Raw genomic sequence first — 14,391 nt, forward strand, 5'->3', positions numbered from 1 at the left:
GCTTTTTTATTTTCATGTTTTTGGTCTATAAGAAAATAGCACTGACTTGGAACAGCTTTTCAACAACCGTGATGTGTTTCTTGTCGATTAGGAACATGATCACATGGTCACCCGACTGAATCACCGTATCATCATGAGCAATGAGTACATCGTCATTACGCACAATTGCACCAATAGTGGTGCCTGCGGGTAGCTTGATATCGGCAATCGCGCGGCCAACAACTTTCGATGTATGTTCATCGCCATGGGCTACGGCTTCAATTGCTTCAGCCGCGCCTTTACGTAATGAATAAACGTTAACGATATCACCGCGGCGAACATGCGTTAACAGAGCTGAGATAGTCGCTTGTTGTGGTGAAATGGCAATATCTATTTCACCGCCTTGAACGAGGTCAACATAGGCGCCGCGTTGGATCAGCACCATGGTTTTTTGTGCGCCCATGCGTTTAGCAAGCATGGCCGACATAATGTTTGCTTCGTCGTCGTTTGTAACAGCAATGAACACATCAACTTGTTCAATGTGCTCTTCTGAGAGCAGTTCTTGATCAGAGGCGTCACCACAGAACACAACGGTATTGTCGAGTAACTCAGAGAGCTGTGCCGCACGTTCTTTATTACGCTCAAGAAGTTTAACACTGTGATTTTTTTCTAGTGAGCGCGCCAAACCTGCACCAATATTACCCCCACCTGCAATCATGATTTTCTTGTATGAGCGTTCAAGTTTTTGCAGCTCATTCATGACCGCTCGAATGTGTTTTGTTGCGGCGATAAAGAACACTTCATCGTCAGCCTCAATCACGGTTGTGCCGAGTGGTTTAATTGCTTTACCTTGTCGGTAAATTGCTGCTACACGGGTTTCTACATTGGGAATATGTTCTTTCAATGCCGACAGCGCATACCCAACTAATAAGCCACCATAGTAAGCTTTTACTGCAACCAGTGATAACATACCATCAGCGAACTGCAGCACTTGTAAAGCACCCGGATAGTCTATTAATCGACGAATATACTTAGTCACTAAGGCTTCTGGAGCAATGTAGTGATCAACCGGTAAGTCGTCATTATGGAACAGCTTTTCGCGGTACTTTAAGTATTGCTCTGAGCGAATACGCGCAATTTTGGTGGGCGTATTAAAAATACTGTAGGCGACTTGGCAGGCAACCATGTTCACTTCATCAGAACTGGTTACCGCAATAATCATATCGGCGTCTTCTGCGCCTGCGCGACGCAGTACATCTGGGTGAGCACTGTGACCAGTAACCCCCTGTAGATCGTACTTATCTTGCAGCTCGCGTAAGCGGTTACCGTCGATATCAACCACTGTGATCTCGTTTTGCTCACCAACGAGGTTTTCTGCTAATGTGCCGCCGACTTGTCCGGCACCGAGTATGATTATTTTCATGGTGTATTCTTATGAATGTTTTTTAACTAGCTTTGCATAGTAGAAACCATCGCTCTCACCCGGTAGCAATTGCAAGCCAGGTAACGTTGGAGTATCGTTTTCATGCAGTGGTATATGCTCTGCATTGCTGTTGTTAGCAAGAAACGTGGCAACTTGTTGCTGATTTTCTTGTGGTAACACTGAGCAGGTTGCATACACTAACGTACCACCCGGTTTAAGCAGAGGCCAGATACTGTTGAGAATATCACCTTGTAAGTGTGCAAGGTCTTCAATATCTGATGCTCTACGCAACCATTTAATATCAGGGTGGCGACGAATAACACCGGTGGCAGAACAAGGCACATCAAGTAAAATTCGATCGAACTGCTTTTCGTCCCACCAAATATGCGGCTGTGATGCATCGGCACACTGCAAATCAGCGGCAAGGCCAATACGTACTAAATTTTGCTTTACACGCTCTAAGCGTTCACTGTCGCTATCTAGTGCTAATACATCGGCATCAGCAAGCTCCAAAATATGGCAGGTTTTACCGCCTGGCGCTGCACAGGCATCAAGAATCAGCTCATCATCTTGTGGATCTAAAAAACGTGCTGCTAACTGCGCCGCCGCATCTTGAACAGAGCATGCACCTGTTTCAAACTCAGGTAAAGAAAATACATCGCATGGCTTGGCAAGTTTAATACCATCTGGAAAATCAGCATTGAGGCTGTGTTCAATGTCATTTGCTTTGAGCATGTCGCTGTATTCTTGCGTGCTATATTGTGCTTGATTTACACGTAACCACATTGGAGCTTGTTGTTGGTTTGCTTCAAGAATATCTTGCCAGTTATCAGGGTAGGCTGCTGTAACGTGCTTAATAAACCACCCTGGGTGGTTGTATTGGCAAACAGGGATTTGCTTGGCTTTTTCTTCAAGCTCGGCTTGTTCACGTTGGAAACTTCGTAAAATAGCGTTGATTAAGCCTTTTAAACCTAGCGCACGCATTTGTTGTAATGCATTAACGGTTTCACTGATAGCGGCATGCGGTGGAACACGCATATGCTGAAGTTGGTAAATGCCCACATACAGCAAGAACTGAAAAATACGGCGCTTGCCTTTTAGCGGTTGATCTAAAAGTTGCTGACAGTAATTTTCGAGGCTAGGTAAATAACGCAGCACACCGTAGCAAATTTGTTGTAGTAAGGCTTTATCTTTTGGCGATAAACCTTGGCTTGCAAAGGGCAATTCTTGGTTTAACGATGCACCTTTATCAACCACGTTATACAGAGTTTCAGCAGCAAGTGCTCTAACATTACTCATTGTTTTGCCCTAATACTGAGCCAGGTTCAACCCAGTCGCTGCGGCCATTTAAAAAATCGCTCACTGCCATTGGTTTTTTGCCTTGCGGTTGAAGTAGGGTGATCTTAAGTGCATCTTGACCGCAGGCAACGGTAATACCTTGCTTATCAGCGGCGATAATTTTACCTGCTTCAGCGGTGTGAGAGACGATTTCAGCCTGCCAAATCTTTACCGTTTGACCTGCCATTTGGGTAAAGCAAACAGGCCATGGATTAAAGGCGCGAATATTACGCTCAATTTGTGCTGCGTCCTGGGTCCAATCAATGTTTGCTTCGTCTTTAGAGAGCTTTTTCGCATAATTGGCAAGATTGTCATCTTGTTTTTCAGGTACTATCTCACCGGCAGCAAGGCGGTTTATCGTACTAATGAGCGCATCAGGTCCAAGTGCCGCAAGCTTGTCGTAAAGTGAACTGCTGGTTTCTGCGCTATCGATTGGACAGCGACTAATATGGAGCATATCGCCGGTATCTAAGCCTTCATCCATCTGCATTATGGTTACGCCGGTTTCATTGTCGCCAGCCCAAATTGCACGTTGAATCGGTGCTGCACCGCGCCAACGCGGTAAAATCGAACCATGAACATTTAAGCAACCAAGGCGAGGTGTCTCTAAAACTGCTTTAGGTAGCAATAAGCCATACGCGACCACAATCATGATGTCGGCGTTAAGGGTTTGTAGCTCAGCGAGCGCCTCATCTGACTTAAGAGACTCAGGTTGAAAAACGGGCAAATTATGAGCAACAGCCAGCTCTTTTACTTCGCTTGCTTTTAGTTTTTTACCGCGACCCGCAGGGCGGTCTGGTTGGCTGTACACGCCAACAATGTCATGCTCTGAATCAATCAGTGCTTGTAAATGGCGCGCAGCAAAGTCTGGCGTACCAGCAAAAATAATGCGTAATGGTTGTGTCACAGAAATTCCTATCGATAAACTTATTATTTAGCAGCGAGCTTTGCTTCTTTTTCAAGCTTTTTACGGATACGTTGGCGCTTTAATGGCGATAAATAATCAATAAACAGGGTGCCTTTAAGATGATCAAGCTCATGCTGAATACAAATAGCCAGTAATTCATCAGCATCTAAACTGAATGCTTCGCCATGTTCGTTAAGCGCTTTAACAGTGACTGTTTCTGCACGGTCAACTTTCGCATATGAATAAGGAACAGATAAACAACCTTCTTCGCTCACTGTTGAGCCATCTTTTTGAGTTATTTCTGGATTAATTAATACCAGTGGTTGGTCACGTTCTTCAGAGACATCGATGACCACGATTCGCTGGTGGATATCTACTTGCGTAGCTGCTAAGCCGATACCGTTTTCGTCATACATCGTTTCAAGCATATCTTTGACGATTTGACGAACTTCGTCGTTTACTTCTGGTACTTCTTTCGCGATTGTACGTAAACGCTCATCCGGAAATCTTAAAACTTCTAACCTAGCCATAGTTACCTTTTACACTTGTGATTCATTTAGGGTATTGTATGCTCTTATTTTAGCCATTCGTGTTCACCTTTAACAGGTTTTGGTTGATAATAATCTAAAAACAACACAAGGAAGCCAAATGAGACATCCATTAGTTGCGGCTATGTTAGCCATTAGCTGCGCTTTTACAGCATCTGCTGATGTGTTAACAATAAAAAAAGATGCTCCAAAACAATATGTTGTGAAAAAGGGTGATACGCTTTGGGACATTTCTGGCGTGTATCTCAATGAACCATGGCAGTGGCCTGATTTATGGCAAATGAATCCGCAAATTGCTAATCCACATTTAATCTACCCCGGTGATGCGCTCACTTTAATCTACGATAAAGATGGAAATCCGCGTCTCGTGAAGAATGCGCGCTATAAAAAGCTGTCTCCTGAAGGGCGAATAACTCCGAAAGGTAAGCAGGCCGTACCGACTTTACCCCTGGAATTATTGCGTCCTTACTTAAGTTATGAGCAGGCTATTAGCGCGGATGTGATTGCTGAAAAACCGTATATCTTAGGTGCCAGCGTTAATACTAAAATGAACACGATGGATCATATTCTGTACGTAAAAGGGGACTTAAACCTAAATGAAGCGTATGCAGTATATCGTAAAGGCTCTGAGTTAATTGACCCGACTTCACAAGAAGTGTTGGCTAATAAAGCAGAGTTGGTCGCCATTGTGCGTGCATTTAGAAGCGGTGATGTTGCTAATGGGATCCCGGCTTCAGTGAAAATTGAGTTGATTAAACAAGAAATTAGACCAAATGATTTCTTGATGCCAGCAATGGATGGTCAATTGCTGCCGGCATACTTCACAATGAAACGCCCTGATACCACAATGAATGGCACAATTATTTCGTCTGCCACTGAACTTCGTGAATTTAGTACAATGGATATTGTTGTGCTAAATTTAGGGTCAGACCAAGTTAAACCTGGTTTTGTACTTGATATTCAACGTCAGTCTCCAGAAGTGTTTGATGGCGCAAATGGTCCGCGCTATCGCGAAGATTCAACCAGCCTTGAAAAGTTAATCACTGATACGAATGACTTTTTAGGTGTAGAGGCGGACGAAGACAGTAAAGTATGGCATATGCCAAAGGAGAAAGTCGGTGAGCTAATGGTATTTAAGGTTTACGATACCGTCAGTTATGCACTGATTGTAAAAAATCAGCATCCTATTAGAGTTGGAGATTATGCCGTCATAAACTAACTCCTCTGAGGACGCTCTAAGGAGGGAGCATGGAACAGTATTCAGGCAAGCTAGCTCACTGGCTTGCCTTTTATTTATGTAAAGGGATAGGGGTTAAAACCCTTATAGCGCTAAGCCAAAAACACGAACTGAGTGAACTCTTCGCTCTGACTAACGCACAATTGCAGAGTTTAGGCTTAACACAAAGCCAAGCTAATAACCTCACCAATACCGATTGGCATCAGGTTGAACATTACCAAACCCTTATTAAGCAACAGCAATTAACCGTAATTTGTTACTTTGATGATTGCTATCCGCCTTTATTGAAACACATTGCCAGTGCGCCTTTACTGTTATTTTGTTTGGGTAACGTTGCATTATTAACGTCGCCACAAATAGCAATAGTGGGCAGTCGCAATGCAACCCCTACGGGGTCAGAGATTGCTGCTGAGTTTGCGCATCAGTTGTCATTACTCGGTATGACGATAACGTCGGGTATGGCGCTGGGGATTGATGGATCAGCGCATAAAGGGGCTTTAGCGGGAAGTGGTAATACAATTGCAGTGCTTGGGACGGGGCTTGATATTACCTACCCTAAACGTCATAAATTATTAACTAAGCACGTGGCAGAACGCGGCTTGTTGGTGTCGGAGTTTTTGCCAGGAACCGCTGCCAATGCGACAAATTTTCCGCGTCGTAATCGCATTATCTCTGGTTTGTCATTAGGGGTATTAATTGTAGAAGCGCAAATAAAAAGCGGCTCTTTAGTCACTGTGCGTTATGCCTTAGAGCAAAATAAAGAAGTGTTTGCAGTACCGGGTTCAATTAAGAACCCTCTCTCAGAGGCGAGTCATTTTTTAATTAAGCAAGGGGCTAAATTAGTTGAAAATGTGAGTGACATTCTTGATGAAGTGAGCTTTTTTTGTGAAAACAGTCTATATAATATAGAACAGCCTATTGCAGATGAACTCGACTGCCCAGTGTTCAAAAGTATAGGGTTTGAGGTAACCAGCGTGGATGTAATAACTCAACGCAGCCAACTACCAATCGATGAAGTACAAGCTCGGTTACTTGACCTAGAGCTCGCCGATAAAGTCGAACGAGTGCTAGATGGTTATATAAGACTTGGAGGACATAAATATGTTTGACATCCTCATGTATCTTTTTGAAAACTATATCCATAGCGAAGCTGAAATCTTCACGGAAGAAAACGAGCTCACCGATGAGTTGGTGCGTGCTGGTTTTAACAAACCTGAAATCTACAAAGCACTTGATTGGCTTGAGCAGCTCGCAGATCTGCAACAAAGTGATGTGTGCCCTTATTTAAATGCGCAGCCACAACATGCTACGCGCATCTACACAGATAGCGAATGCCAAATGTTGAGCACAGAATGCCGAGGCTTCTTAATGTTTATTGAGCAAATCGGTGTCATCAATACAATAACCCGTGAAATGGTTATTGATAGATTGTGCGCCCTTGATAAACCATTTATCCATTTAGAAGATTTAAAATGGGTGGTGTTAATGGTGCTATTTAATGTGCCCGGCTCAGAGCAAGCATATGCGCAAATGGAAGACCTGATCTTTGACGAACCAGCCGACGTGCTTCATTAATGCATTGCCGCTGGCAGAGCATGGTGGCTCGTCGCTTTCGACTTTGCTTGTATCTTTGCTTAGTTTGGGTATATTAAGCGAAAATTAGCCAGCCTCACAGGAATCTTATGAGTAAAATCGACCATTCTCTTTTTTCTGCAGATAAACATGCGTTAGAAAAAGAGTATGAGGTTTGCCCTAAATGTGGTTCTGAATTGGTTATGCGACACTCTAAATCAGGCCCATTTTTAGGGTGCGCCAGTTACCCTAAATGCGACTATATTCGCCCACTTGCTCATCATGACAGCCAGCAAATTAAAGTACTCGAAGACAGTGCATGTCCCGAGTGTACTAGACCGCTTGTGATCAAGAATGGTCGTTACGGTATGTTTATAGGATGTACAGGTTACCCTGACTGTCACTACATAGCGCATGATGAAGATGCTGACGATGCACCCACTTTGCCCGCGTGCCCTAAGTGTAAAAAAGGGCAGTTGGTTGCGCGTAGCAATAAATTTGGCAAGACCTTTTATTCCTGTGACTGCTACCCTCGATGTAAATACACACTGAACCATAAACCCGTTGCTCAGGTATGCCCAGCGTGCCAGTGGCCTGTTATGACTGAAAAGAAAATGGCCTCGGGTGTTGTGCTACAATGCCCTCAGAAGTCGTGTATGCACAAGCTTATAGAATCTTAATACACTCGTTATTTGCTTAAATTAGGAGAGTTTCTTTGTCTGATCCTGTTGCTCAACCTGCCAATGCCATTGATGCATTACAACAAGGCGGTGTGATTGTTTACCCAACCGAAGCAGTATTCGGTCTTGGCTGTGACCCTGATAATCAAGCTGCTGTAGAAAAGCTACTAGCAATCAAACAACGCCCCGTTGAAAAAGGCTTAATTTTAATTGCTGATAATTATGGTCAGTTATTAAAGTATGTTGATGATGCTAAGATCCCGATGGATAAACGTGCTGATATTTTTTCGCAGTGGCCGGGTGCAATTACATGGGTCATGCCAGCGGCAAAAGAGACACCTAAGTGGTTAACAGGCCAGTTTGATAGTATTGCTGTACGTGTCACTAATCATCCAACTGTTAAAGCCCTTTGCCAGCAGTTTGGTAAACCAATGGTTTCAACCAGCGCAAACTTAACCGGCCAGCCTACAGTGATGAGTATTACGCACGCTAAAAGTGAGTTCGCTGATCGTGTTGATTTTTATGTCGATGAGCCACTCGGTGGCAATAGTCAACCTAGTGTGATTAAAGATGCAATGACCGGCAAAGTATTCAGAGGATAAACATGCAAAGCGAGCTACTCCAACAAGTAAAAACATACCTAATGGCCCTACAAGATAGCATTTGTAAGGGCCTTGAAAACGCCGATGGCAAAGCAACATTTGTTGAAGATAATTGGCAGCGCGAAGAAGGCGGCGGTGGTCGTACGCGGGTGATTCAAGGGGGAGATATTATTGAGCAAGGAGGAGTCAACTACTCGCATGTATTTGGTGCTTCGATGCCAGCATCAGCGACGGCTCATCGTCCAGAACTTGCTGGTCGTAGTTTCCATGCGTGTGGTGTATCGCTGGTGATCCACCCAAAAAACCCACACATTCCAACTAGTCACGCTAATGTACGCTTTTTTATTGCTGAAAAAGACGGGGAAGCGCCTATCTGGTGGTTTGGTGGTGGTTTTGATTTAACACCTTATTACCCTGTTTTTGAAGATGTACAGCATTGGCATCAAGTTGCGCATGATTTATGTCAGCCGTTCGGTGACGGTGTTTACGATAAATATAAAACCTGGTGTGATGATTATTTCTACTTAAAGCACCGCAGTGAAACTCGCGGAGTAGGTGGTTTATTTTTTGATGACCTAAATGAGCTTGGCTTTGAGCAAAGCTTTGCTTTCATGCAAGCCGTTGGTAATGGGTTCTTAGACGCTTATTTACCTATTATTGAGCGTCGAAAAGAGACACCAACAACAGAGCAACAGCGAGATTTTCAACTTTATCGCCGCGGCCGTTATGTCGAATTTAATTTAGTGTGGGACCGAGGCACCTTATTTGGTTTACAAACCGGCGGGCGTACAGAGTCTATTTTGATGTCGATGCCACCATTAGCGCGCTGGGAATATAACTATGCACCTGCGGTGGATAGTCCTGAAGCGAAGCTATATCAATATTATTTACGCCCACAAGCATGGCTTAACACAACAGAAGAAGCGCTTATTGCTCGTCAGTGGCAGCTTTAATCGAGTGCTGAAATAACTCTAAACAACTTTGCGTTGTCATTATCTACGGTGGTGACAACGTTTTTTCTGCTTGGCAGCTCTGCCAAAATGCTAAATAAAATTTCGCTTTTCAAAATAGCCAGCTCATGCTCAGAAGTCTTAATGGGAGCACTGATTTGCGTTAGACACTTTGTGTTATCACACGCATAAAAGTCGAGCTTCACTTCATAAAATTCAGGGTGCTGAATCAATGTGTCAAAGCCTTTTATAATGAGCTGTTCATAATCATCACTTTTAGTTGTTTTATCTGAAGTAAGCAGTGAGTTGGCAATAAACTGAATATCATCGTGGTAAAGCAGGTCGTTTGAGTAGGCCGTTTCAGTGAAGGGATGTGAGTCTCGAGAGAATGAAGCATACAAAACGGCAATAAGCCCAGCACACACTAAACCTGCACACACTAAAAGAGTAGGGGTATATTTCATTTAAACGTCCATATCTGTCGCGAAATAGTGTTCTCTACTCTATCAGTTGTGCATAAAGTGCGCAATTTAGCTTAATTTAAAACGCCTTACTTGCTCATCTAAAGAGCGTGCTAACGAGACTAACTCTTCACTGACTTTTTGATTTTCATGGGCATCAACCAAGGAATGTTCGGCATTATCACTAATCGCGACAACACTTTGGTTTATTTCTTCTGCGGCTAAATTTTGCTGCTCTGTGGCATCGGCAATTTGCACGTTGAGTTGGTTTATTTCACTCATCTGTGCTGAGATATCACGCAGTGCTTTTGCCACTTGTTTTACTTGCACAGCCCGCTCATCGGCTTCTGCACTCGAATTATTCATGGTATTGACCGTTTGGGCCGCCTCGTGTTGTAACTTATCAATAGTGCGGCGAATTTCGTCTGTTGAGTCGTGTGTTCTATTCGCCAACGTTCTTACCTCATCAGCAACAACCGCAAAGCCTCGTCCAGCTTCACCTGCACGTGCCGCTTCAATGGCTGCATTCAAGGCCAGTAAATTGGTTTGCTCGGCAATGCTGCTGATCACTTCAAGAACTTTACCAACATCGAGGGTTTGCGCTTGCAATTGTGATACTTGATCTGCGGCTGCTCTTACATCTGCTGCAAGCTGATTAATACTCAGCTCGGTGTGTTCCGCTACTTCTAAGCTTTGCTGTGCAAGTTGGTTACTGTGTTCTGATTTTTCAGACGCAAAGTGAGTGGTATTTTTCACTTCACTTGATGAGCTTTCAAGTTCATTTATCGCAGCAGCCACTGAGTCTGTGCCTTGTTTTTGCTGCAATATGGCTTGCTCTGTGGCGTCGGCCGAAGCATAGATGCTCTCGGCTGAGTGGATCAGCACTTTAGATGAATGCGACACTTGCGCAATGTTGTCTTTAAAGGCGCTAATCATGTGGTTAAAGCTGGTGGCCAATGAACTTAACTCGTCATTGTGGTCATCATTAATATTGAGGCTCAAATCTTTATTGGTGGTTGCTAAATGCATGGTATGACTGATGACTTTTAATCGTTTTATAAAAATCTTTCTGAATAACATGGCCAGTAGCATAAAAGCAGCAATAAAAATGGTTGATAACAATAAAGTATTCATCAAGGTGTTTTGTGACACTTCATGCTCAATATCAGCCAGTGAATAACTGATTTTTACCACCCCAAGAACATCACCTTCCTGTGCTTGATGGCACCCTAGACAGTTCGTGCCTTTATAATCACGTGTTGCAAACATGGGTTTTAAGTAGGTCATGGTGCTGTTGTTTTTATCGATATACAGCGCTTCGGTGCCTTTTAATGCATCGCGCTCAGCGTCAGTATTCGCTGCTTGGTTCGCATTTCCGGGGCCGTAGAGCTTATTAACAATAGCGCTGCGGATAATGTGCGCGTCTTCAATGTTTTCATGGCTTCTTAATTTATTACTCAGAATTTCTCTGTTTGCCATTGTGCCTGTTAACATCATGGTATTGATAGAGTCAAAGTAGTTATCGGCTAGTAACTTAATATTACTTTCAACGGTATCTTGCGCGAGGGCTTGTTGCTGCTGAGCACTGCTAAATATGCTGGCAAATAAGACCAGCACACCAGTAATTGCAAGCAATGTATAAATTTTAAATTGGATAGACTTCACTTGACGACGCTTCCACTAAACTAAGGAAAGAGTATTATCTTTATTTAGAAAAAGCGTATATTGATATAGCTCAAGCTTAGCTAATTAATGTTGATTGATCATGTGGCTGGCAAGTTGTGAAAGAGACTGTCTTAACCCTTCACGCAATAAAGGATTATCGATTTCGATATCCAGCGTTTTATTCATACAATACATCCATTGATCACGTAGGTCTTGATCAATTGGGAATGGCATGTGACGCTTTCTGAGCATCGGATGACCATATTTCTCTACGAAGAGATCGGGGCCGCCTAACCAACCGGAAAGAAATTCAAAAAACACTTGGCGAATTCTATCAAGTGGTTGTGGATGCATATCATATAATGGTTTGGCGTATTCATCACAGGCCATTATGTCGTAGAATCGGTTTGCAATGGCACGAGCACCGGCTTCACCACCAATAATTTCGTAAGGTGTTTTTTCTGGCGTGGGTGTTTCAGGCTCTGCTTTCGATTTAGAAAAAAGTCGTTTAATCATAATATTAATAAAGCTCTACAAGGCAAAGAGGTTGCTTCACTATGGATAAATACGCGGTTTTTGGAAATCCAATAAAACACTCGAAATCACCCGCAATACATAAACAGTTTGCGACCTCATTAGGTGAGCAAATTGATTACAGCGCCATTTTAGCACCAACCGATGCATTTGAAAAAACCGTATCACGCTTTTTCGCTGCGGGTGGCAAAGGTGCTAATGTTACTTTGCCTTTTAAAGAGCAAGCGTATGCAATGGTTGATGAGCTAAGTGAACAAGCGAAAGTCGCCGGTGCGGTAAATACGATTAAACGCCTTGACAATGGTCGTTTATTTGGCGACAACACTGACGGTATAGGTTTAGTGAAAGACTTACTGGCCAATAATGTCACGTTAAAAGCAAAACGGATTTTGTTGATTGGTGCCGGCGGTGCAGCACGTGGCGTAATTCAACCTCTTTTAAATGAGCGTATCGCGACGTTGATCATCGCGAATCGCACTGCCGAAAAAGCACATATGTTAGCTTCTATTTTTGCAGAGCAAGGAGATGTTAAAGGGTGCGCTTTAGATGAAATACCGAATGAACACTATGATATCGTGATTAATTCTACTTCGAGCAGTGTTACAGGTGACTTACCCGGTATTGCTCAAGAGCATGTCGCTCACTGCTCATGTGCCTACGATATGTTTTACGCCAATCACGCCACCGCATTTATAAGCTGGGTTAAAGCCGTTAATCCTAGCTGTATTACACTGGATGGCAGTGGCATGTTGGTTGGACAAGCCGCACAAGCTTATTATATATGGCGTAATAAAATGCCAGAAATACTGCCCGTGGTTGCTGCATTAAAAAGTGGAGAACTCGCATGAACCAAGCGATTCAATTTATAGATAGAGTTGAATACAAGGCACAAGACAAACTGCTTGTGTTTTATGCACAAGTCAGTGGAATGATGGTCGAGTGTGTTATCGACACGGATAAATATGATTTTGCTGATCAAAGCGGCGCGATCAATTACTTTGAAACACACCGCTTTGACTATGAAGAACTGGCCGAGCAATTAATAGAAGACGAGCAGTACAACTCGGCAGGACAAATAGTATTAACAGAGGTCTTTTAACTCTCTGCTATATATTCATCTTTAAGTTGCACATAATTGTCAGCAGATAATGTTAAAAAGGCACGCTCTTGCTCAGTGAGAGGGCGAGCCTGTTTGACAGGGCTTCCGACATATAAGTAACCAGACTCTAACCGCTTATTCGGGGGGACTAATGAGCCTCCACCAATAATTACATCGTCTTCAACGATAGCGTTATCCATAACAATGGCACCCATGCCAACAAGAATACGGTTGCCTAGTTGGCAGCCATGTAACATCACTTTATGTCCAACAGTGACATCATCACCAATAATAAGTGGATAACCGTCAGGGTTTGACTTACTTGCTCGGGTAAGATGAAGAACACTGCCATCTTGAATATTAGTACGCTCACCGATGCGTATATAGTTAACATCACCACGTGCTGCAACTAAAGGCCACACACTGCTGTCTTTGCCAAGCGTGATATCACCGACTAAAACGGATGATTCATCAATATAAACACTGTTATCAAATGTAGGAGTGATCCCTTTATAAGAACGGATAGTCATAAATTCACCTTAAATCGTCAAAATGCGCTAGCTCTAGTGTAACAGTGAAGTAAGAAAATTCACTAAAAGGCGCTAAAGTTGATTGTTAAACACTCAGTTTTAGGGCGTTTAGCTCAAAAGCTGAGCGAACAGTGCGTTTTTTTAAATTTTATTGAAAAAAGTGCTTGCGTAAAAAATCCATCTCCCTATAATGCGACCCCACTGAGACGGGATGCAGCAACGAAAGACGCTAAGCAACGTAACAGAGAGTTAAGTAAAACTTCGGTTTTAAATCTTCAAAAGAAAGTTTAAAATTAAGTGTTGACTCTAAAAAATAAGGATGTATTATACGCATCCCTAGCGACGAAGTCGCACTGTTCTTTAACAATATAAAACAATCATCTGTGTGGGCACTCGTACAGATTGAGTTCTAACAGTCGAGCTACTTAGGTAGTAAGACAAACAAATTTAGAGTCTCAATTGAACTGAGTGACCAACAGAAATAAGTTTACTTATTTCAGCACAGTCAATTCAACATCGAAAGATGTTAAATAAATTCAGAATTCATTGAGCATGTCCGCTCCCTTAATGGGAAGGACAGAAAAAACTTTTAATTGAAGAGTTTGATCATGGCTCAGATTGAACGCTGGCGGCAGGCCTAACACATGCAAGTCGAGCGGTAACAGAGAGTAGCTTGCTACTCTGCTGACGAGCGGCGGACGGGTGAGTAATGCTTGGGAATGTACCTTATGGTGGGGGACAACAGTTGGAAACGACTGCTAATACCGCATAATGTCTTCGGACCAAAGCGGGGGACCTTCGGGCCTCGCGCCATAAGATCAGCCCAAGTGGGATTAGCTAGTTGGTGAGGTAATGGCTCACCAAGG

General features: G+C 43.2%; 17 protein-coding genes and 1 rRNA gene. 10 read left to right on the plus strand and 8 right to left on the minus strand.

What is annotated here, in order from left to right:
- Positions 1-25: 25 nt before the first annotated feature.
- From trkA to def, 4 genes are read right to left on the minus strand one after another with little or no spacing between them, the layout of a single operon-like run.
- Complete coding sequence (gene trkA / locus BWD47_RS18890) at positions 26-1,402, minus strand: Trk system potassium transporter TrkA (protein ID WP_036973666.1); 1,377 nt, start codon at positions 1,400-1,402, stop codon at positions 26-28.
- Between the two features lie 9 nt (positions 1,403-1,411).
- A complete protein-coding gene (gene rsmB / locus BWD47_RS18895; protein ID WP_036973662.1) occupies positions 1,412-2,701 on the minus strand; it encodes a 16S rRNA (cytosine(967)-C(5))-methyltransferase RsmB in 1,290 nt (429 codons plus the stop codon).
- A complete protein-coding gene (gene fmt, locus BWD47_RS18900; protein ID WP_075594481.1) occupies positions 2,694-3,647 on the minus strand; it encodes a methionyl-tRNA formyltransferase in 954 nt (317 codons plus the stop codon). Before fmt ends, rsmB begins: the two co-directional genes overlap by 8 nt.
- Before the next feature lie 23 nt (positions 3,648-3,670).
- Positions 3,671-4,177: a peptide deformylase gene (gene def / locus BWD47_RS18905; RefSeq protein ID WP_036973660.1), complete on the minus strand. Its 507-nt coding sequence runs from the start codon at positions 4,175-4,177 to the stop codon at positions 3,671-3,673.
- Between the two features lie 118 nt (positions 4,178-4,295).
- On the opposite strand from def, the gene BWD47_RS18910 reads away from it, so the two are divergent.
- The 6 genes from BWD47_RS18910 to hemF all read left to right on the plus strand — a co-directional run bounded on the left by BWD47_RS18910 (position 4,296) and on the right by hemF (position 9,239).
- Positions 4,296-5,414 (plus strand): LysM peptidoglycan-binding domain-containing protein, encoded by a 1,119-nt coding sequence (locus BWD47_RS18910; protein WP_036973657.1) that lies wholly within the window; start codon positions 4,296-4,298, stop codon positions 5,412-5,414.
- Positions 5,415-5,443: 29 nt separating this feature from the next.
- The gene (gene dprA / locus BWD47_RS18915) at positions 5,444-6,541 is read left to right on the plus strand and encodes a DNA-processing protein DprA (protein ID WP_065978271.1); all 1,098 of its coding nucleotides are present in this window, start codon (positions 5,444-5,446) and stop codon (positions 6,539-6,541) included.
- The gene (locus tag BWD47_RS18920; protein ID WP_036973655.1) at positions 6,534-7,007 is read left to right on the plus strand and encodes a DUF494 family protein; all 474 of its coding nucleotides are present in this window, start codon (positions 6,534-6,536) and stop codon (positions 7,005-7,007) included. The genes dprA and BWD47_RS18920 overlap by 8 nt, the downstream gene beginning before the upstream one ends.
- 107 nt (positions 7,008-7,114) lie before the next feature.
- Positions 7,115-7,684 carry a type I DNA topoisomerase gene (locus tag BWD47_RS18925; protein WP_036973654.1) on the plus strand — a complete coding sequence of 190 codons (570 nt, stop codon included), beginning with the start codon at positions 7,115-7,117 and terminating at the stop codon, positions 7,682-7,684.
- Positions 7,685-7,719: 35 nt separating this feature from the next.
- Entirely contained in the window at positions 7,720-8,286 is a 567-nt protein-coding gene (locus BWD47_RS18930; RefSeq protein WP_036973653.1) for an L-threonylcarbamoyladenylate synthase, read from the plus strand.
- A 2-nt stretch (positions 8,287-8,288) separates the two neighbouring features.
- Positions 8,289-9,239, plus strand: a complete 951-nt coding sequence (gene hemF, locus BWD47_RS18935; protein ID WP_074989750.1) for an oxygen-dependent coproporphyrinogen oxidase — start codon at positions 8,289-8,291, stop codon at positions 9,237-9,239.
- Here hemF and BWD47_RS18940 read toward each other — a convergent pair.
- The 3 genes from BWD47_RS18940 to BWD47_RS18950 all read right to left on the minus strand — a co-directional run bounded on the left by BWD47_RS18940 (position 9,236) and on the right by BWD47_RS18950 (position 11,878).
- Complete coding sequence (locus BWD47_RS18940; protein ID WP_074989751.1) at positions 9,236-9,700, minus strand: hypothetical protein; 465 nt, start codon at positions 9,698-9,700, stop codon at positions 9,236-9,238. The genes hemF and BWD47_RS18940 overlap by 4 nt on opposite strands.
- Positions 9,701-9,766: 66 nt before the next feature.
- Entirely contained in the window at positions 9,767-11,362 is a 1,596-nt protein-coding gene (locus BWD47_RS18945) for a methyl-accepting chemotaxis protein (RefSeq protein WP_075594482.1), read from the minus strand.
- Positions 11,363-11,446: 84 nt separating this feature from the next.
- A complete protein-coding gene (locus BWD47_RS18950) occupies positions 11,447-11,878 on the minus strand; it encodes a group II truncated hemoglobin (RefSeq protein WP_036973648.1) in 432 nt (143 codons plus the stop codon).
- A gap of 41 nt (positions 11,879-11,919) precedes the next feature.
- Here BWD47_RS18950 and aroE point away from each other — a divergent pair, with 41 nt between their 5' ends.
- Complete coding sequence (gene aroE / locus BWD47_RS18955) at positions 11,920-12,744, plus strand: shikimate dehydrogenase (RefSeq protein ID WP_075594483.1); 825 nt, start codon at positions 11,920-11,922, stop codon at positions 12,742-12,744.
- Positions 12,741-12,995 carry a DUF1488 domain-containing protein gene (locus BWD47_RS18960; RefSeq protein ID WP_036973646.1) on the plus strand — a complete coding sequence of 85 codons (255 nt, stop codon included), beginning with the start codon at positions 12,741-12,743 and terminating at the stop codon, positions 12,993-12,995. The genes aroE and BWD47_RS18960 overlap by 4 nt, the downstream gene beginning before the upstream one ends.
- Here BWD47_RS18960 and BWD47_RS18965 read toward each other — a convergent pair.
- Positions 12,992-13,525 carry a gamma carbonic anhydrase family protein gene (locus tag BWD47_RS18965; RefSeq protein WP_036973645.1) on the minus strand — a complete coding sequence of 178 codons (534 nt, stop codon included), beginning with the start codon at positions 13,523-13,525 and terminating at the stop codon, positions 12,992-12,994. The genes BWD47_RS18960 and BWD47_RS18965 overlap by 4 nt on opposite strands.
- Positions 13,526-13,603: 78 nt before the next feature.
- Between BWD47_RS18965 and BWD47_RS18970 the strand changes: the two genes are divergently transcribed.
- Positions 13,604-13,816, plus strand: coding sequence for a hypothetical protein (locus tag BWD47_RS18970; protein WP_075594484.1), 213 nt, complete (start codon positions 13,604-13,606; stop codon positions 13,814-13,816).
- 299 nt (positions 13,817-14,115) lie between these two features.
- Positions 14,116-14,391 (plus strand): 16S ribosomal RNA (locus BWD47_RS18975); the annotation flags it as partial.

It is taken from the genome of Pseudoalteromonas sp. PAB 2.2 (genome assembly GCF_001938575.1).
GTDB lineage: Bacteria > Pseudomonadota > Gammaproteobacteria > Enterobacterales > Alteromonadaceae > Pseudoalteromonas > Pseudoalteromonas lipolytica.

Bases quoted from the DNA above. Each gene is read 5' to 3' on its own strand.
- trkA (WP_036973666.1), bottom strand. From the start codon at position 1,402: ATGAAAATAATCATACTCGGTGCCGGACAAGTCGGCGGCACATTAGCA.
- rsmB (WP_036973662.1), bottom strand. From the start codon at position 2,701: ATGAGTAATGTTAGAGCACTTGCTGCTGAAACTCTGTATAACGTGGTT.
- def (WP_036973660.1), bottom strand. From the start codon at position 4,177: ATGGCTAGGTTAGAAGTTTTAAGATTTCCGGATGAGCGTTTACGTACA.
- BWD47_RS18910 (WP_036973657.1), top strand. From the start codon at position 4,296: ATGAGACATCCATTAGTTGCGGCTATGTTAGCCATTAGCTGCGCTTTT.
- dprA (WP_065978271.1), top strand. From the start codon at position 5,444: ATGGAACAGTATTCAGGCAAGCTAGCTCACTGGCTTGCCTTTTATTTA.
- BWD47_RS18920 (WP_036973655.1), top strand. From the start codon at position 6,534: ATGTTTGACATCCTCATGTATCTTTTTGAAAACTATATCCATAGCGAA.
- BWD47_RS18925 (WP_036973654.1), top strand. From the start codon at position 7,115: ATGAGTAAAATCGACCATTCTCTTTTTTCTGCAGATAAACATGCGTTA.
- hemF (WP_074989750.1), top strand. From the start codon at position 8,289: ATGCAAAGCGAGCTACTCCAACAAGTAAAAACATACCTAATGGCCCTA.
- BWD47_RS18940 (WP_074989751.1), bottom strand. From the start codon at position 9,700: ATGAAATATACCCCTACTCTTTTAGTGTGTGCAGGTTTAGTGTGTGCT.
- BWD47_RS18950 (WP_036973648.1), bottom strand. From the start codon at position 11,878: ATGATTAAACGACTTTTTTCTAAATCGAAAGCAGAGCCTGAAACACCC.
- aroE (WP_075594483.1), top strand. From the start codon at position 11,920: ATGGATAAATACGCGGTTTTTGGAAATCCAATAAAACACTCGAAATCA.
- BWD47_RS18960 (WP_036973646.1), top strand. From the start codon at position 12,741: ATGAACCAAGCGATTCAATTTATAGATAGAGTTGAATACAAGGCACAA.
- BWD47_RS18965 (WP_036973645.1), bottom strand. From the start codon at position 13,525: ATGACTATCCGTTCTTATAAAGGGATCACTCCTACATTTGATAACAGT.